The sequence below is a fragment of the Komagataeibacter sp. NFXK3 genome (assembly GCF_054182245.1).
The window spans coordinates 113,509-130,658 of sequence record NZ_JAPIVJ010000007.1 but is presented as its reverse complement, the minus strand read 5'-3'; the positions used below and the strand labels follow the sequence as shown (position 1 = coordinate 130,658).

The 17,150-nt window shown below is 64.0% G+C and carries 15 protein-coding genes and 1 tRNA gene; 8 read left to right on the top strand and 8 right to left on the bottom strand.

What is annotated here, in order from left to right:
- Nucleotides 1-67 precede the first annotated feature (67 nt).
- From dnaA to mutM, 3 genes are all read right to left on the bottom strand, one after another.
- Nucleotides 68-1,531: a chromosomal replication initiator protein DnaA gene (dnaA, locus tag OQZ28_RS09495; RefSeq protein ID WP_130731321.1), complete on the bottom strand. Its 1,464-nt coding sequence runs from the start codon at nt 1,529-1,531 to the stop codon at nt 68-70.
- A 367-nt stretch (nt 1,532-1,898) separates the two neighbouring features.
- Entirely contained in the window at nt 1,899-2,168 is a 270-nt protein-coding gene (gene rpsT, locus OQZ28_RS09490; RefSeq protein WP_130731322.1) for a 30S ribosomal protein S20, read from the bottom strand.
- A gap of 130 nt (nt 2,169-2,298) precedes the next feature.
- Nucleotides 2,299-3,153 carry a bifunctional DNA-formamidopyrimidine glycosylase/DNA-(apurinic or apyrimidinic site) lyase gene (gene mutM / locus OQZ28_RS09485; RefSeq protein ID WP_458135942.1) on the bottom strand — a complete coding sequence of 285 codons (855 nt, stop codon included), beginning with the start codon at nt 3,151-3,153 and terminating at the stop codon, nt 2,299-2,301.
- A 29-nt stretch (nt 3,154-3,182) separates the two neighbouring features.
- On the opposite strand from mutM, the gene OQZ28_RS09480 reads away from it, so the two are divergent.
- The 5 genes from OQZ28_RS09480 to OQZ28_RS09460 all read left to right on the top strand — a co-directional run bounded on the left by OQZ28_RS09480 (nt 3,183) and on the right by OQZ28_RS09460 (nt 8,753).
- On the top strand, nt 3,183-3,980 hold the full coding sequence (locus OQZ28_RS09480) for a class I SAM-dependent methyltransferase (protein ID WP_130731324.1): 798 nt from the start codon (nt 3,183-3,185) through the stop codon (nt 3,978-3,980).
- Nucleotides 3,980-5,209: a bifunctional phosphopantothenoylcysteine decarboxylase/phosphopantothenate--cysteine ligase CoaBC gene (gene coaBC, locus OQZ28_RS09475; protein WP_458135941.1), complete on the top strand. Its 1,230-nt coding sequence runs from the start codon at nt 3,980-3,982 to the stop codon at nt 5,207-5,209. Before OQZ28_RS09480 ends, coaBC begins: the two co-directional genes overlap by 1 nt.
- A complete protein-coding gene (gene dut / locus OQZ28_RS09470) occupies nt 5,206-5,667 on the top strand; it encodes a dUTP diphosphatase (protein ID WP_458135940.1) in 462 nt (153 codons plus the stop codon). The genes coaBC and dut overlap by 4 nt, the downstream gene beginning before the upstream one ends.
- Nucleotides 5,668-5,738: 71 nt before the next feature.
- On the top strand, nt 5,739-7,382 hold the full coding sequence (locus OQZ28_RS09465; protein ID WP_458135985.1) for an ABC transporter permease: 1,644 nt from the start codon (nt 5,739-5,741) through the stop codon (nt 7,380-7,382).
- A 9-nt stretch (nt 7,383-7,391) separates the two neighbouring features.
- Complete coding sequence (locus OQZ28_RS09460; protein WP_458135939.1) at nt 7,392-8,753, top strand: ABC transporter ATP-binding protein; 1,362 nt, start codon at nt 7,392-7,394, stop codon at nt 8,751-8,753.
- A 92-nt stretch (nt 8,754-8,845) separates the two neighbouring features.
- On the opposite strand, the gene msrA is transcribed toward OQZ28_RS09460, so the two are convergent.
- The 3 genes from msrA to OQZ28_RS09445 form a co-directional block, all read right to left on the bottom strand.
- Nucleotides 8,846-9,400 (bottom strand): peptide-methionine (S)-S-oxide reductase MsrA, encoded by a 555-nt coding sequence (msrA, locus tag OQZ28_RS09455; protein WP_130731329.1) that lies wholly within the window; start codon nt 9,398-9,400, stop codon nt 8,846-8,848.
- Nucleotides 9,401-9,527: 127 nt separating this feature from the next.
- A complete protein-coding gene (locus tag OQZ28_RS09450) occupies nt 9,528-12,221 on the bottom strand; it encodes a valine--tRNA ligase (RefSeq protein ID WP_458135984.1) in 2,694 nt (897 codons plus the stop codon).
- A 319-nt stretch (nt 12,222-12,540) separates the two neighbouring features.
- A tRNA-Cys gene (locus OQZ28_RS09445) sits at nt 12,541-12,614 on the bottom strand.
- A 182-nt stretch (nt 12,615-12,796) separates the two neighbouring features.
- Here OQZ28_RS09445 and OQZ28_RS09440 point away from each other — a divergent pair.
- Both OQZ28_RS09440 and OQZ28_RS09435 read left to right on the top strand, forming a co-directional pair.
- A complete protein-coding gene (locus OQZ28_RS09440; protein ID WP_458135938.1) occupies nt 12,797-13,483 on the top strand; it encodes a protein-L-isoaspartate O-methyltransferase family protein in 687 nt (228 codons plus the stop codon).
- Between the two features lie 92 nt (nt 13,484-13,575).
- Complete coding sequence (locus tag OQZ28_RS09435) at nt 13,576-14,997, top strand: TolC family outer membrane protein (protein ID WP_130731331.1); 1,422 nt, start codon at nt 13,576-13,578, stop codon at nt 14,995-14,997.
- 165 nt (nt 14,998-15,162) lie between these two features.
- Here the strand turns inward: OQZ28_RS09435 and OQZ28_RS09430 are convergent, their stop codons facing one another.
- Entirely contained in the window at nt 15,163-15,747 is a 585-nt protein-coding gene (locus OQZ28_RS09430) for a hypothetical protein (RefSeq protein WP_458135937.1), read from the bottom strand.
- 113 nt (nt 15,748-15,860) lie between these two features.
- Nucleotides 15,861-15,992 carry a hypothetical protein gene (locus OQZ28_RS09425; protein ID WP_458135936.1) on the bottom strand — a complete coding sequence of 44 codons (132 nt, stop codon included), beginning with the start codon at nt 15,990-15,992 and terminating at the stop codon, nt 15,861-15,863.
- Nucleotides 15,993-16,347: 355 nt separating this feature from the next.
- Between OQZ28_RS09425 and OQZ28_RS09420 the strand changes: the two genes are divergently transcribed.
- Complete coding sequence (locus OQZ28_RS09420; RefSeq protein WP_458135935.1) at nt 16,348-17,028, top strand: hypothetical protein; 681 nt, start codon at nt 16,348-16,350, stop codon at nt 17,026-17,028.
- Nucleotides 17,029-17,150 lie beyond the last annotated feature (122 nt).

Genomic DNA, 17,150 nt, shown 5'->3' with positions numbered 1-17,150 from the left:
CAAAACGGGGGAGACCTGTCTAGCAGCCTGAAGCAACAGCGGTAAAGGGGCGTGCGCGGGAAATGCGTCAGGTCTCGAGCATGCGGCGCAGCAGTTCCACGTCCTCGGCAAAGGCGGGGTCCTGCGCCATCAGCTGCTCCACTTTGGTTACGCCATACATGACGGTGGTGTGGTCGCGGTTGCCGAACTTGCGCCCGATCTCGGGGTAGGAGCGGCTGGTGAGCTGCTTGGCGAGGTACATCGCCACCTGCCGCGGCCGCGCCACGGCCCGGCCCCGGCGGGCGGAGAACATGTCGGTCAGGCGCGTGTTCCAGTGCTCGGCCACCTTGCGCTGGATTTCCTCGATGGTGACGCGCCGGTCATGCGCCTTGAGGATGTCGTGCAGCACATCCTGCGTCGCCTCAAGGGTGACGGGGCGGCCAAACAGGTTGGCATGCGCGATCAGCCGGTTGAGCGCGCCCTCAAGCTCGCGCACGTTCGAGGTAATCTTGTGGGCCAGGAATTCCAGCACCTTGGCCGGCACCACCACGCCGGATGCGGCGGCCTTGGCCTCAAGGATGGAGATGCGCAGCTCGAAGGTCGTGGCATGGATATCGGCCACCATGCCGCACCCAAGGCGGGTGCGCAGCCGGTCCTCAAGCCCCGACAGGTCGGAGGGCGACTTGTCGGCCGAGACCACGATCTGCCGCCCGGCATCGACCAACGCGTTAAAGGTGTGGAAGAATTCGTCCTGCGTGTTGTCCTTGCCGATGAGGAACTGCAGGTCATCGATCATCAGCACGTCAACCGAGCGCAGCTGGTCCTTGAACTCGAGCGTGGACTGCGAGCGGATGGCCCCGATGAAGCGGTACATGAACTTCTCGGCCGACATGTAGGCTACCGAGACCTTGCCCCCACGCAGCAGTTCCGCGCCGATGGCGTGCATGAGGTGGGTCTTGCCCAGCCCCACGCCGCCATACAGGAACAGGGGGTTGAAGCCGGGGCTGGACGGGCGCTCGGCCACGCGGCGGGCGCAGGCATAGGCGAACTCGTTGGGCTTGCCCACAACGAAAGTGTCAAACGTGAAGCGCGGCTCAAGCGGGGCGGCAAGGTCGCTGCGCACCTCGGCCTGGCGCGGGCTTTCCGCCGCTTGGGGCGCTGCCGCGGGGGCCGCCGGTTCGCTTGGGGCGACGGCAGCAGCCGGGGCGGGCGTGGCCTCCTGCGCCCCGGCGGTCGGGGCAGGCTGGGCTGCGGGGCGGGCCACCTGCAACTCGACCCGGCGGATGGCAGGCACTTCGGCATGCCACAGCGCGCCGAGCCGGTCGCCGTACTGCCCGCGCACCCAGTCACGCAGGAAGCGCGTGGGCAGGTAGAGGGTGATCTCGTCCTCCTCCACCGGGCCGACCGTGATCTGGCGCAGCCAGGTGCGGTATTCGACCTCGCCCACCTCGGCCTTCAGTCGCTCGCAGATGCGCGACCAGTGGATGGCGAGCACACTTTTCTGCGCGTTGGCTTCCGCAACCGCGTCGTAGCCTTCCAGTCCGCCCGTCATATCCGCTCCCCGCCACATGGGGCACGAAAAGGACACCGCCTGCGCGCATGTCCCTGCCGTCACCCCGCTCCATTCCACCACCCCGCGCCACCGGCCCCTCCCCACAGGACAGGCCACAAGCCGTGCCATTGGCACGACCCAACAGCCCGACCCTATCGGCCAGGACCACCGATGACGCTGGAATTATCCCCATAATTTAGAGCACGGAATCGGGCGAAGCAACGGGAATCTGCCCCGACCCCGCCAAAACCCGTTCACACCAGCAAGATGCGGATAATAAAAAAAGGCCGCCATCGCCAATAATGGCGACAGACGACCTCCTTTATTACTTCCAGCCTTCTTTCAGATGAAAGAAACCAGCCGTATCTTACGCAGCAGCGAGAGACTTGATACGGGCAGACAGGCGGGAAATACGACGGGCAACCGTGTTGGCGTGAAGAACGCCCTTGCCAACGGCGCGCTGCATTTCGGGCTGTGCCTCACGCAGGGCCACCACGGCGTCGTCCTTCTTGCCGCTGGCGATCGCGGTTTCAATCTTCTTCACGAAGGTGCGTACGCGCGACAGACGTGCGGTGTTGCGGGCGTTGCGGCGTTCGTTCTGACGGATGCGCTTGCGCGCGGATGCTGTATTGGCCATTGCTCTCAGTTCATCTGCATAAATCAGGTTACGGCGGTCCGCCACCCGATCGTGCGGACATCCCATATCAGGCTGGCGATCTAGTCCACCCTGAGCGTATTCGTCAAGACAAGTCTTTGCCTAAATCGTCTCAAGCCTCCTGCAATCGGGGGCAGAAGAAGCTCGAACGCCCCGATTGGGTGATGCGTTCCACCCCGTCGCACGCAGGCGGGCCGGGGCAATCGGGGCATCCCAGCCCTTCACGCCCATAGACGCGCCATGCATGCTGGAAATAGCCGAGTTCCCCATCGGGTTGCACATAATCACGCAGGCTTGAGCCACCGGCGGCAATCGCCTCGTCGAGCACGGCGCGGACCTGGGCTGCCAGTTCATCATATTCCGCGGCGCTGATCTCGCCCGCCGCCCGCGCGGGGTGGATGCGCGCACGGAACAGCGCCTCGGACACATAGATATTGCCAAGCCCCGCCACCACGCGCTGGTCGAGCAGCAGCGCCTTAATGCTCGTGCGCCGCCCACGGCCCTTTGCCGCAAGCCACGCGCCGCCAAAGCGGTTGCCCAGCGGCTCAGGCCCCATGCCTGCCAGCAGGCGATGGCCCTCCACGCCCGCCACCGGCACCAGGTCGACCATGCCGAAGCGCCTGGGGTCAACCAGCCCGCAACGCGCGCCCTCCCCGGTCTCGATCACCAGATGCTCGTGCAGGGCGGGCGGCATCACACGCTCGGCTTCAGTCGGGCGCGAGAGCAGCACGCGCCCGGACATGCCCAGGTGCAGCACGACCACCATGCCGCCTGAAAGGGTGATGAGGATATATTTCCCCCGCCGGGCGAATCCATCGATCCGCTGGCCTTCCAGCGCACGGGCCAGACCGGGGGGAAACGGCCAGCGCAGCCCCGTATGGTGCGTGCTGGCGCGGGAAATAGTGTGACCTTCAAGATGCACTCGCATCCCGCGCATCACAGTTTCAACTTCAGGGAGTTCCGGCATGGCCTCATCTGGGGTTATACCTGTGCATCATGACCGACAATAGCCAGCCATACCATCCCTCCCCTTCCGCCGGCCGTCCCGATGACCGCCATGCGGATACCACCGATTTCGGCTTCCGCGATGTGCCATTGCGCGAGAAGAAATCCATGGTGCGCGAAGTCTTTGACAGCGTGGCCTCCAAATACGACATCATGAATGACGTGATGTCGCTGGGCATCCATCGCGCGTGGAAAAAGATTTTCGTCAACGAACTCGCCCCCCACCCCGACCTGTCGCTGCTCGACCTGGCCGGTGGCACGGGCGACATTTCGTTCGGCTGGCTGCGCGGCGGGGGCGGGCCTGCCATCCTGTCCGACATCAATGTGAGCATGCTCACGGTGGGCCGCAACCGCGCGATGGAGCGCGGGCTGGTGTCGGGCCTCAACTTCCTGGCTGTCGATGCCGAGGCCATTCCGCTGGCCGACAATTCGGTGGATCGCGTCTCCATCGCCTTCGGCCTGCGCAACTGCACCGACAAGCTGCAGGTGCTGCGCGAGGCGCGTCGCATCCTGCGCCCCGGCGGCCGGTTCCTGTGCCTTGAGTTCTCGCGCGTGCAGGTTGCAGCCTTCGCACCCGTCTATGATGCCTGGTCCTTCCATGTGCTGCCGCGCATGGGGGCGGCGATTGCGGGGGACCGCGAGAGCTACCAGTACCTGGCCGAGAGCATCCGCATGTTCCCCGATCAGGAAACGCTGGCCGACATGATGCGCGAAGCGGGACTTGAGCGCGTGTCCTACCAGAACCTCTCTGGCGGGATCGCGGCCATCCATTCCGGCTGGAAGATCTGATGGTGGCACGGGCAGACCGTTCTGTCCTGCTGGTGGTGTGTGGGGGAATCGCCGCCTACAAGGCGCTTGATCTCATCCGCAGGCTCAGGGAACACGATATCCGCGTGCGCACGGTGCTGACGGAAGGGGGCGCCCGATTCGTAACCCCCCTCTCGCTCCAGGCCCTGAGCGGCGAGCGCGTGTTCAGCGACCTGTTCTCCCTGACCGATGAAAGCGAGATGGGCCATATCGCGCTCTCGCGCAGCAGTGACCTGATCGTGGTCTGCCCCGCCACCGCCGATATTCTGGCCCGCATGAGCGCGGGCCTGGCCGATGACCTCGCCACCACCGTGCTGCTGGCCACCGACACCCCGGTGCTGGCAGCCCCTGCCATGAACGTGCGGATGTGGCGGCACCCCGCAACACAGGCCAATATCGCAACGCTTGCAGCACGCGGCGTGGAATTTGTCGGCCCCGAGACCGGGCTGATGGCATGCAACGAGCACGGGCCGGGCCGGCTGGCCGAGCCCGACTCCATCCTTGCCGCCATCCTGGCGCGACTGGGGGGCGAAAAGCCACTGGCAGGCCGCCGCGCGCTGGTCACCGCAGGCCCCACGCATGAGCCGATCGACCCGGTGCGCTATCTGGCCAACCGCTCATCGGGCACGCAGGGCTATGCCATTGCGCGCGCGCTGGCGGCGGCGGGGGCTGACGTGACGCTGGTCAGCGGGCCGACCACCCTGCCCGACCCGCCGGGCGTGCGCACCGTGCGCGTCGAGACGGCACGCGCCATGCTGGCGGCCTGCCAGCAGGCCCTGCCGTGCGACATTGCCGTCTGCGCCGCCGCCGTGGCAGACTGGCATGTGGATGAAACGCCGCAAAAGATCAAGAAAACCGCAGGCCAGCCTCCGCCCGCGCTCCGCCTTGTGCCCAACCCCGATATTCTGGCCACCCTGGGCCAGCCTTCCCCCACCCGGCCGCGACTGGTGGTGGGCTTTGCCGCCGAGACGGAGCGGGTTGTCGAACACGCCACTGCCAAGCGCCTGCGCAAGGGCTGCGACTGGATCGTGGCCAATGATGTCAGCCCCGAAAGCGGCATCATGGGCGGGGCGGAAAACGAGATCGACCTGATCGATGCCACGGGCTGCACCCACTGGCCCCGGCTGGACAAGACGCAGGTGGCGCAGCGCCTGGTGGCGCGCATCGCAGCCTTTTTCAACGCACCGCATGTTGACGGACATACTTCATGAGCCTCTCCCCCCTGCCCATTCAGGTCAAGCGCCTGGCCCACGCGCATGACCTGCCCCTGCCCGCCTACGCCACCGAGGGTGCTGCCGGCATGGACCTGCTCGCCGCCGTGACCGAACCCATGACCATTGCGCCGGGTGGCCGCGCGCTGGTGCCCACAGGGCTGTGCGTGGGGCTGCCGCGTGGCTACGAACTCCAGATCCGCCCCCGCTCGGGGCTTGCGCTCAAGCATGGCGTGACCCTGCCCAATGCGCCGGGCACGATTGATGAGGATTATCGCGGCGAGATCGGCATTATCGTGATGAATGCAGGCGATGCGCCCTTCGTGGTCGAGCGTGGCATGCGCATTGCCCAGGGCGTGCTCGCCCCCGTGGTGCGCGGTGAGTGGGTGGAATACGCCGAGCTTGATGAAACCACCCGCGGCACGGGCGGCTTTGGCAGTACGGGCACGGCAGGGTGAGCGCAGGCGGCCAACCGGGTAACCTGCGCGTCCGCCCCAATATAGCGGACCTGCTCGGCCTGCTTGCCATCATGGCGGGCGCGGTCGTGGTGGCCACGGCGGGCCGTCACATGCTTGTACCCATTCCCGCAAGCGAGGCCGGGACCATCCATCTCAGCCCGGCCTACCTGCCCGGCTATGCCGTGCGGACCACGCTGCGCATGTTCGCAGCCCTTGCCGCCTCGCTGGTGTTCACCTTCACCTATGCCGTATGGGCCGCCAAAAGCAGGCGGGCGGGACAGGTGCTGGTGCCGCTGCTGGATGTCTTGCAGTCGGTGCCCATTCTGGGCTTCCTCACCTTTACGGTCATTTTCTTTCTCGGGCTGTTTCCTGGGCGGATGATGGGGGCGGAACTTGCCGCCATCTTCACCATCTTCACCAGCCAGGCATGGAACATGGCCTTTGCCATGTACCAGTCGCTGCGCACCGTGCCGCCCGACCTGGAGGAAGCCGCCCGCTGCTTTGGCCTCACCCCCTGGCAGCGCTTCTGGCGGCTCGAGGTGCCGTTCGCCATTCCTGCGCTGGTGTGGAACACCATGATCTCCATGTCCGGCGGGTGGTTCATGGTCGTCTATTCCGAGACGATCACGGTGGGCAATACCGATATCGCCCTGCCCGGCATCGGCTCCTACGTGGGCGTTGCGATCGAGCAGCGTAACCTTGCCGCCATTTTCTATGCCATCCTCACCATGCTGGCCGTGATTTTGGCGTATGACCAGCTTCTGTTCCGCCCGCTGGTGGCATGGTCGGCGCGTTTCCAGACCGATGACGGCGCAAGCCTTGCAGCCCCTGACCCGTGGGTGCTTGTGCTGCTGCGCCGCACGCACCTGCTGCGCCGCTTCTGCCTGCGCGTGGGTGATGCCATGACGCGCATCGGCTGGCTGGCCCTTGGCCCGCGCCCGTCTGCCCCCGTGCGCGCGCTCATCCCCCCCCGCCTGATGGATGCGGCCTGGATTGCCGGGATCGTTCTGTGCGCCCTCACCATCGGCTGGAAGACATGGTCCTTCTCCCACACCCATTACAGCATGGGGCAGGTTGCGCATGTCATGGCGCTGGGGGGACTGACGCTGCTGCGGGTCATGATCACGGTGCTGGTGGCCTCCGTAATCTGGGTGCCCGCGGGGATCTGGCTCGGCCTGTCGCCACGGCGGGCGCGGCATGCGCAGATGGCGGCACAGTTCATGGCCGCCTTCCCGGCCAACCTGTTCTTTCCGCTCGTGGTGGTCGCGATCGTGCACTGGCACCTGAACAGCAATATCTGGCTCACCCCGCTCATGCTGCTAGGCACACAATGGTATATCCTGTTCAATATCGTGGCCGGGGCCTCGTCCTATCCCGGTGACCTGCTCGAGGCGGCGCGTAACTTCCACGTCAAGGGCTGGCTGTGGTGGCGGCGGGTGATGCTGCCGGGCATCACGCCCTATTTCATCACCGGCGCGCTGACGGCCTCAGGCGGGGCATGGAATGCCGCCATCGCCACCGAAGTGGCCAGCTGGGGCGACACCACCCTGAGCGCACAGGGGCTGGGTGCCTATATTGCCCATGCCACCGTGGCGGGCGCCACCGACCAGGTGGGTCTGGGCATGGCGGTCATGGCGGCCTTTGTGCTGCTGCTCAATCGCGCCGTGTGGCGCCCGTTATCCAATTATGCCGCCCGGCATTACACTTTTGACTGAGAGCGCCTGATGCCGCAGCAAGCCGCCCCCCCCAGCCCGAAGCCGACCGGTGCCGAACTCGTCCGGATCGTCAATTGCAGGCAGGCCTACCCCAAGGAAAGTTCGACCGACCTTGTGGTGCTCGATGGCGTGAACCTGAGCATCCGCAGTGGCGAGATCGTGGGGCTTCTGGGCCGCTCGGGGTCGGGCAAGTCCACCCTGCTGCGCATTATCGCAGGGCTTTTGCCGCCCACCGCGGGCGAGGTGATCTGGAAGGGCAAGCGACTGGAGGGGCCGGCTGCGGGCATTTCGCTTGTGTTCCAGTCCTTTGCGCTGTTTCCGTGGCTGACGGTGCAGAAAAACGTGGAGCTGGGGCTGGAAGCCCAGGGCGTGCCGCCTGCCGAGCGCGACAAACTGGCGGAAGACGCGATCCACCTGATCGGGCTGGGCGGGTATGAAAATGCCTATCCCAAGGAGCTTTCAGGCGGCATGCGCCAGCGCGTGGGGCTGGCGCGCGCCCTTGTTGTGCGGCCAGACCTGCTGCTGATGGACGAGCCGTTCTCCGCACTCGACGTATTGACGGCGGAAAACCTGCGCACCGACCTTGTGGAACTGTGGGCGGAGAAGAAACTGCCCATCCAGTCGATCCTGCTGGTCACCCACAATATCGAGGAGGCGGTGCTGATGTGCGACCGCATCCTCATCTTCTCCTCCAACCCCGGCCGGGTAGCCTATGAGCTTCAGGTGCCCTTCGAGCACCCGCGCAACCGCGAGGACATGGCCTTCCGCCAGTTCGTGGACCGTATCTACGCGCTCATGACACGCCGCGCGCCGGTCGTGTCGGAGGCGGACATGACCGACCCGGACATGAAGCATGTCCAGATCTCGGCCGATGCCGTGGCCCTGCCCGCCCTGCCGATGAACACCATCGTGGGCATGATGGAAACGCTGGCCGCCGACCCGCTGCATGGCCGCGCCGACCTGCCGCTGCTCGCCAGCCGCCTGCAGCTTGAGCTTGATGACCTGTTCCCCCTTGGCGAATCCCTGCAACTGCTGGGCTTTGCCGAGCTTGAGGATGGCGACATCCTGCTCACGCCCGAGGGCATGCGCTTTGTGCAGAGCGAGCACGACATCCGCAAGCACATCCTGTGGCAGAGCATGCTGCACAACATTCCCATGGTGCGCACCATCCGCGCCGTGCTGGACGAGCGCCCCAACCACCGCGCCAGCGCCGAGCGCTTCCGCGATGAACTGGAGGACAGCATGTCGCCCAACTACGCCCGCCAGACGCTCCAGACCCTGATCGGCTGGGCGCGCTATGCGGAACTGTTCGATTTTGACGAGGAAGCCGACCAGCTTTTTCTTGATGATGACCCGACGGACCGGAGCTAGCGGATAAAAGTTTCCGGGCGCTGCCTATTTTTAAAAAGGCAGCGATCTTCGAAGCTTTTTTAATAAAAAAGCTTCACCAAAAACTTTTCTTCCTAACCGGCGGAATCCACCAGTCGGTCACGGAACAGGCGGCGCATCTTGGCGATCTTGGGCGGGATGACCGCGCTACAGTACGGGTTGCCGGGGTTACGGGCAAAATAGTCGCGGTGATAATCCTCGGCGGGCCAAAAATGCTCCAGCTTCGCAATTTCGGTCACGATCGGGTTGGGCCAGACATGCTGGGCCGCAATCTCGTCGCGCACGGCATGGGCGGTTTTTTCCTGCGCCGCATCCTGCCAGAAAATGGCGGAGCGATACTGCGTGCCCACGTCATTGCCCTGCCGGTTGGGCGTGGTGGGGTCATGCATGACAAAGAAGATGCGCAGCAGGTCCGCGCATGAAAGCTCGGCGGGGTCGAAGGTAACGCGCACCACCTCGGTATGCCCGGTGCGGCCCGTGCAGACCTGCTCATAGGTGGGGTTGGGGGTATGGCCACCGGCATAACCCGGCTCGATCGCCTGCACGCCGCGCAGTTCCTTGAACGGCGCCTCGATGCACCAGAAGCAGCCTCCGCCGAGCACCAGTGTCTCCAATGCGTTTGCGGTCATGGTGGCGTCCTTCCCCAAGTTAGCGTGAAGAGAATATTCCAGAAGTTTTTGGTGAAGCTTTTTTCAAAAAGCTTTGAAAGAAAGCTGCCTTTTTGAAAAAAGGCAGCCCCCAAAAACTTTTCTTCCTTTAAGCAATCCGCGCCAGGGCCGCTTTCAGCCGCACGCGCTCTGCCTGGAACGCCTCCAGCCGCTCGCGGTTTTCGGCCACGACTTCGGGCTTGGCGCGGGCCACGAAATCGGCATTGCCCAGCTTGCGCTCGACCTTGGCAATCTCGCCATCAACCTTGGCGCACTCCTTTTCCAGCCGCTGGCGCTCAACTGACAGGTCAATGATCCCGGCCAGCGGAATGACCAGCGTTGCTTCATCCACCACAAGCTGGGCTGCCCCCTGCGGCATCTCGCCCGCAAGCGGCAGCACTTCGGACACGCGGGCCATGCGCCCGATCGCTTCCGCCCATTTGGCGGCACGCGCCACGGTGGTGGCGGAGGCATCACGCAGCAGCACGGGGGCAAGGCGCGAGGGCGGCACGTTCATTTCCGAACGCACGGTGCGGATGGCGGAAATGAAGCGGATCAGCCATTCCATCTCCTCGCGCGCGTCCTTCGCCCCTTCCAGATGCTCGGGCTGCGGCCACGGTGCGGTAATGAGCGACCCTTCGGCCCCGAAGCCGAAATGCTGCCACAGCCGGTCGGTCATGAACGGGGTCACGGGCTGGAGCAGGCGCAGGATGGTACCCAGAACATGGGCGGCAACCGCACGGGTCTCGACGGCTTCCGCCGTGTCGCCTGCGGCAAAGACCGGCTTGGCCAGCTCAAGGAACCAGTCACAGAAGCAGTTCCACACGAAGCGGTAGCACGCGCCTGCATATTCATCGAAGCGGAAGGCTTCCAGCGCCTTGCTCGCCTCTTCCACCGCCTGCGCCAGTTCGGCCAGGATCCAGCGGCCCAGCGGAGACTGCACGGAGGCCGGGTTGAATCCTGCAACCGGGGCCACGCCGTTCATCTCGCAAAAGCGCGCGGCATTCCAGATCTTGGTGATGAAGGAGCGGTATTCCTCCACCTTTTTCGGGCCAAGCTTCACGTCACGGCCAAGACCGGTGAGCGAACAGATGCAAAAGCGCATGGCATCCGCGCCGTAGCTGTCGATCATCTCCAGCGGGTCGATGCCGTTGCCCTTGGACTTGGACATCTTCTGCCCGCGCTCGTCACGCACCAGTCCGTGGATGAACACCTGCCGGAAGGGCACGTCCTTCATGAAGTGCAGGCCCATCATCATCATCCGCGCGACCCAGAAGAAGATGATGTCAAAACCCGTGACCAGCACATCGGTGGGGTAGTAGCGCGCCAGTTCCGGTGTCTGCTGCGGCCAGCCCAGCGTGGAGAACGGCCACAGGGCGGAGGAGAACCATGTATCAAGCACATCCTCGTCACGCGTGAGCGTGGTGTCCTGGCCGTAATGGGCGCGGGCCTGGCTGGCGGCATCCGCCTCGTCATGGGCGACGAATACATGGCCATCGGGGCCATACCAGGCGGGGATGCGATGCCCCCACCAGAGCTGGCGGCTGATGCACCAGGGCTGGATGTCGCGCATCCAGGCATAGAAGGTGTTTTCCCACTGCCGGGGCACGAATTCGATCTTGCCGGTTTCCACCGCCTCGATGGCGGGACCGGCGAGGGTCTTGGCGTCACAGTACCACTGGGTGGTCAGGCGCGGCTCAACCACCGCGCCGCTGCGCTCGGCATGGGGCACCTGATTGGTGTGCGGCTCGATCTTTTCCAGCCATTCCAGGCGCTCAAGCTCGGCCACCATGGCCTTGCGCGCCTCATCGCGCGGCATGCCGGCCAGCGTGCGCACGAAGGCGGGATCAGCCAGCCCTTCCTCCGCGCGGAGTTCGCCCTCGATCTCGGCAAGGGTGATGCGGGCTTCCTCATCAAGCACGCTGGGCATGTCGAGCTTGTGGCGGCGGCCGACCTCGAAGTCATTGAAGTCATGCGCGGGCGTGATCTTGACCGCGCCGCTGCCCTTGGTGGGATCGGAATGCTCATCCGCCACGACGGGAATGCGGCGGCCGGTCAGCGGCAGGATGACGTTTTTGCCCACCAGGTCGGCAAAGCGTTCATCATCGGGGTGCACGGCCACGGCCATGTCGCCCAGCATGGTCTCGGGCCGGGTGGTGGCGACCGTGATGGTGCGGCCCGGCTGGCCTTCAACAGGGTAGCGGATATACCACAGGCTGCCCCGGCTCTCGCGGTTATCGACCTCAAGGTCGGAAATGGCGGAGCGGAAGGCGGGGTCCCAGTTGACAAGGCGACGGTCGCGGTAGATCAGCCCTTCGCGGTAGAGGGTGACGAACACCTCTTTCACCGCATCCGACAGGCCATCATCCATGGTGAAGCGCTCGCGCTGCCAGTCAAGCGAGCCGCCAAGCCGGCGGAGCTGCTTTGTAATGCCGCCGCCGGATTCGGCCTTCCATTCCCACACGCGCTCGACAAAGGCATCACGACCCATTTCCTGGCGCGATGTGCCTTCCTTTTGCAGCATGCGTTCGACCACAAGCTGGGTGGCGATGCCTGCATGGTCGGTGCCCGGCTGCCACAGCGTGTCACGCCCCTGCATGCGGCGCCAGCGGATGAGCGTGTCCTGCAATGTCATGGTCAGGGCGTGGCCGATATGCAGCGTGCCCGTAACATTGGGTGGCGGAATCATGATGGTATAGGGCTTTGCCGTGCTGTCGGGCCGGGCGCTGAACGCGCCACTGGCCTCCCACAGGGCATAGAGGGAGGTTTCTGTCCCGGCGGGGGAGAACGACTTGTCAAGCATCACGAAAAACCAGATCCACCATAATCAGACGCAGGGCAGGACAACGCGCCCGGCCACGGGCAGATATACCCCAAACCGGCGCGAAGGGAACGCCTGCCCCTGCAATCTTTATGCCCGGAGGCGGATCATGTGCTGATGGTGAATATGGCAGGGCCGGAGGGCCGGGGCCAAGGATGGCGCGCCCAACATGTTGGCGATACCCCCACTATGTCTGTCATTCGGCGTCTCTCCCTGTCATCGGCTGTCACAGCCAGAGGGAAGAAAACGGCAGATTTTCGGGGGGTGTGTCAACGATTGTCCTTCCCTGTCAGGGAAGGATTGGAGGTCTGGGCGGGAATCGAACCCACATTCGCGGATTTGCAGTCCGCTGCATCACCATTCTGCCACCAGACCTCGGCGCTGCAGGGGCGTATATCCGCTGAAATGCATCTCAGGTCAAGCCGTTGTGTGCAGCGTTCTGGTTGTTTCCCGATCAAAGCGGCGCATAAATACAAAAAAGCCGGAAAAAATTTTCGCCCGTCCGGCCGGGTTGCGGCTTCAGCCCCCTATGGGGCAGCGTGTTTCAAGGAAACATCATGGACAGGACAGACCCCGATTACGCGCCCCTCGATTTTGTCACGGCCCGGCAGCGCATGGTCGATGCCCAGATTCGCCCCTCTCAGGTGGGCGATGCCACGATTATCGCCGCCATGCGCACTGTCCCGCGTGAGCGCGCCGTGCCCGATGCGCTGCGGGCCTTCGCCTATTGCGACCAGAGCCTGCCACTTGGCGAGGGACGCTACCTGACCGAGCCACGGGTGACGGGGCGCATGCTGCAGGTGGCCGACCTGCGGCACGGCGAGCGGGTGCTGGTGGTTGCGGCGGGCACGGGCTATCTCGCGGCCCTGCTGGGCGCGATGACGCTTGAACTGCATGTCACCGCCCTCGAATCCGACCCGCGACTGGCCACCATGGGCAAGGCCCTGTGCGCCGCCTACGCGCCCGGCGTGCAGTGGTGCGACGGGCCGCTGGTCAAGGGGGCACCGGCCTCGGCGCCGTATGACCTGATCTTCATCGATGGCGCGGTGCGCGCCGTGCCGCAGGCCATTGTGGACCAGCTTGCACAGGGCGGGCGCATCATCGCCCCCATTGCGCCCGCATCGGGCGTGACATCGGTCAGCCGTATCGCCGCGACAGCGCAGGGCAGCGCGGTGCAGCCCCTGTTCGAGGCGGCCGTGCCCCTGCTGCCCGAGCTGGCCCCCGCCCCCGCCTTCGTGTTCTAGCCGGTTAACCCCCACGCAACATCCTGCGGCTAAGACGGGTCGGGGCGGGCTGGCATGGGTCCGCCTGGCATATCTGGCTGGCAGGGGCGGACATGAAGGGAAACTGGGCAATCGGGGCGGGGAGTGCGGCCCTCCTGTGCAGCGGCACGGCGCTGGCACGCGTGCCGCAGGCGGTGGAGGAGCCACGCACGCTGGATGCGGCCCTTGCCGCGGCCTATCTGGGCAACCCGGTGCTGCGGCAGGAACGCGCGACCCTGCGCGCAACCGATGAGCAGGTGCCCCAGGCCCTGGGCGGCTGGCGGCCCACGATTACGGGCACGGCGAGCATGTCCTATTATTCCGGCCTGATGCGCATGGAACCCTCATCGGGGGAAAGCGGCTATGCCCGCCGGTATGACAGCCCCGGCTATTCCGGCGGGGTCAGCATCTCGCAGCCCATCTATACCGGCGGCAAGACCACGGCCGGCACGCACAAGGCGCGCCATGCGGTCATGGCCGAGCGCGCGCGGCTGATCGCGGCTGAGGAGCAGGTCTTCTCCGATGTGGTCAGCGCCTATGTCAATGTGGTGGAGGATGAGCAGATCCTGCGCATCGACATCAATAACGAGCAGGTTTACGCCGCCCAGCTTCATGCCACCGAACTGCGCGCGCATGGCGGCGAGATCACCCACACCGATGTGGCGCAGGCCGCAGGTGCCCTGGCCAATGCCCGCGCGGTGCGGCAACTGGCCGAAGGCACCCTGCAGGCCGATCGCGCCACCTACCGGCAGGTTGTGGGCGTTGACGCACCAGACAACCTTGCCCTGCCCCAGCCCCTTGTCCTGCCGCTTCATACCGAGCAGGACGCCATGACGCAGGCCGTGCAGAACAACCCCGACGTGATTGGCGCCCTGTTTGACGAGGCGGCAAAAAAGGATGCCGTAGGCGTGGCCTTTGCCGCCCTCATGCCCACGGTCAGCGCGCAGGCGGCCTATATGCATGGCATCAACCAGGATGAGGGCCGCTCGCTCAACAATAACAAATATGCCCTCGTCAATGCCTCCATGCCGCTTTATCAGGGTGGGGGCGAGTATGCCGCCGTGCGCATGGCCCGCCAGCAGGCCAATGAGGCCACCCATACGGTGGATGTAAAGCGCCGCGCCGCCGTGCAGCTCGCCGCGGCAAGCTGGCAGCGCATGCAGGCCAACCGCGCCGCGATAGAAAGCAATCGCGCCGCCGTCGAGGCCGATGCCACAGCCCTGCACGGCATGCAGCGACAGGTGATGGTGGGCACCACCTCAACACTTTCCGTGCTCCAGCAGCAGGAAACGCTGCTCCAGGCCCAGATTGCGCTGGTGCGCAGCGCGGGCAATCTTGTGATCTCGTCCTATCAGGCTACCGCCGCCATCGGTCGGCTGACCGCGCGTGACCTGAACCTCGACGTGCCGCTTTATGATGAACGCGCCTATTACCGCGCCGTGCATGACCGGCTGTGGGGCATCAGCGATTACGCCACCAACCAGCCGGGGCGGTAGGCGCAGGGGCCAGAGGGGCCTGTGCGCCATGTGCAGCAATATTTATTGGAGGCAGCGTTATTTGAAGATTTTTTCAAAAAGCTTCACCAAAAACTTTTCCATTATGGCTGGATTAATATCCGGGTATCATTTTTTACATGGATACGGGCACATATCCCATTGCACTTATGCAATCTGCTCAATGCGGCACCGGGCGCAAAGGGGATCGGACTGGATGTAGTCGGCAACCACCGCCTGCATGGCTGCAAAACTGCTACCGTAGAAATAAAGCGCGGTCTCGCTATCGCCTTCCCAGTAACCACGCAGCTCCTCTTTCTGGCCAAGTGCCGCACTCGGCCCCTCGATTGTTTTATTGATATCAGACCGGGCATAGGTTTCGGCTGGCAGGTCGGTGCCGTTCATGAAAATAGCCATGCCCTCCATCACGCCAAACGCGATGGGCGCAGCCGCAGCCGGCAGGCGCAGTTCCGATCCCTTGGGCGCGCCAAGCAGGTCAAGAGCCTGCATGACCTGCTTCAGCACGGTTTCCGACCCATCTTTTACTGCGATTTCCACATCGCAGACTGAAACACCAACCGGATCAGGGGCAAGGGCCATGCCCCCACCCATTACTTCGCCAATGCCCATCTTTTTAAGGATGGCATCAAGCGGGTCTTCAAGGAAGTGACCGCGCTGGAATGGCTGGAGGCGGGCATTGAGGTGGACCACCACGATAATGGGTGCAGGGGATACGCCCAGATTATCAGACATTTTATATTCCCTGCTCCAATACAGCGGGCAGCTATATTGAGTATACTATTTTATTTTGAAATCTTATGATCGGTTTTGAATAACCATAATTAAACAGGGTCAGGACTCACTGATCAGAGCCAGAAGATGACGGTGGCAGGAAAGCCTATGTCATCAGGCATGGGGAACAGGCGGATCGCAGCAATATCGTCGATATATTTGATTATGCCCCGCCCGACAGAATTGGAACGGTGCAGCAGCAACATGATTTTGCAACGCGCTGGCTGGCTTCAATGACACATCGCCGGTGATGCCTCCGACACCCCCAGCAATCACAAGCAAAATTCTGGCGCAGCTTCTTTTCAAAACCAGGCAGCGCCTGCGACTTTGTGCATCATCCATCGCATGCATGACGCATGACGTTGTGGCAAATACGATCACAATGAAGCGAATGCCACACCCGCTTCCCGGTCTGTTAACACCACAAGAACAGGGTGGGTCTTGATCTTCATGCAGTATCGGCGGACAGGCCCGGACAACACAGCCTCCCGATTTTTCCTGTGGGGTTGACGGCCCGGCGTCTGTTACATCAAGTAACATTGACCGACTGACAGGAAACCTATGAAAAAGACCCTCCTGTGCCTGAGTGTTCTGGGTATGGCTGGATGCGCTGCCAATCCATCGGATATCAGCGCACAATATACCAGTCCCGAACCCTTCATGCGCCAGAGCTGCGCCCAACTGGCCCAGATGGACCAGATGGATACGCAAAACCTCGCATCAGCCGAGATGCATCAACGCCGCATGCACCAGTCCGATGCATGGGGGGTTGCCCTGATCGGCGTGCCCGTGGGCAGCGCAGGCGGTGACAGGCACAAGGAAATTGGCGAACTGAAGGGCCAGCTTGAGGCCATTCACACCGCCGAACGTGGCAAGAACTGCGTGGGCCGCTATTCCGCCACTGATTATGACCCCACCGGGGCGCTCAGGGCACCGGCCGGCCGCCTCCCCACCAGCAGCGATCCGGCCTATGGCTATCGTGGCGCAGGCACCGCGGCCCCTGCGGCCACCACGGATTATCCGCCCCTGCAGACCACACCGACGGATATCAGCACAGGCACAGGCACAGGCACAGGCACAGGCACAGGCATGACAAGCGGTTCCATGCCCGCGCAGGAAGGCCTTTCCGCCCCCGGCGCGCTCGGTGCCCCCAGCCACGCCCCCACCTATACCGCGCCGCATTACGTTGTGCCGCCTGCGGGCTATACCGCGCCGTCCTATTCGGGCAATCCGTTCCAGTAACGACCTGCCTCGTGCCGTCGTGCCGCCTCCGTGGTGGCGGCACGGACAGATCGTAACGCAAAGCGATCAATATCGTGGTGGGCATATATCCATAAGGCCGTTCCTCAGGCATAACGTGTTCG

Bases quoted from the DNA above. Each gene is read 5' to 3' on its own strand.
- dnaA (WP_130731321.1), bottom strand. From the start codon at position 1,531: ATGACGGGCGGACTGGAAGGCTACGACGCGGTTGCGGAAGCCAACGCG.
- rpsT (WP_130731322.1), bottom strand. From the start codon at position 2,168: ATGGCCAATACAGCATCCGCGCGCAAGCGCATCCGTCAGAACGAACGC.
- mutM (WP_458135942.1), bottom strand. From the start codon at position 3,153: ATGCCGGAACTCCCTGAAGTTGAAACTGTGATGCGCGGGATGCGAGTG.
- OQZ28_RS09480 (WP_130731324.1), top strand. From the start codon at position 3,183: ATGACCGACAATAGCCAGCCATACCATCCCTCCCCTTCCGCCGGCCGT.
- coaBC (WP_458135941.1), top strand. From the start codon at position 3,980: ATGGTGGCACGGGCAGACCGTTCTGTCCTGCTGGTGGTGTGTGGGGGA.
- dut (WP_458135940.1), top strand. From the start codon at position 5,206: ATGAGCCTCTCCCCCCTGCCCATTCAGGTCAAGCGCCTGGCCCACGCG.
- OQZ28_RS09465 (WP_458135985.1), top strand. From the start codon at position 5,739: ATGGCGGGCGCGGTCGTGGTGGCCACGGCGGGCCGTCACATGCTTGTA.
- OQZ28_RS09460 (WP_458135939.1), top strand. From the start codon at position 7,392: ATGCCGCAGCAAGCCGCCCCCCCCAGCCCGAAGCCGACCGGTGCCGAA.
- msrA (WP_130731329.1), bottom strand. From the start codon at position 9,400: ATGACCGCAAACGCATTGGAGACACTGGTGCTCGGCGGAGGCTGCTTC.
- OQZ28_RS09450 (WP_458135984.1), bottom strand. From the start codon at position 12,221: ATGCTTGACAAGTCGTTCTCCCCCGCCGGGACAGAAACCTCCCTCTAT.
- OQZ28_RS09440 (WP_458135938.1), top strand. From the start codon at position 12,797: ATGGACAGGACAGACCCCGATTACGCGCCCCTCGATTTTGTCACGGCC.
- OQZ28_RS09435 (WP_130731331.1), top strand. From the start codon at position 13,576: ATGAAGGGAAACTGGGCAATCGGGGCGGGGAGTGCGGCCCTCCTGTGC.
- OQZ28_RS09430 (WP_458135937.1), bottom strand. From the start codon at position 15,747: ATGTCTGATAATCTGGGCGTATCCCCTGCACCCATTATCGTGGTGGTC.
- OQZ28_RS09425 (WP_458135936.1), bottom strand. From the start codon at position 15,992: ATGTTGCTGCTGCACCGTTCCAATTCTGTCGGGCGGGGCATAATCAAA.
- OQZ28_RS09420 (WP_458135935.1), top strand. From the start codon at position 16,348: ATGAAAAAGACCCTCCTGTGCCTGAGTGTTCTGGGTATGGCTGGATGC.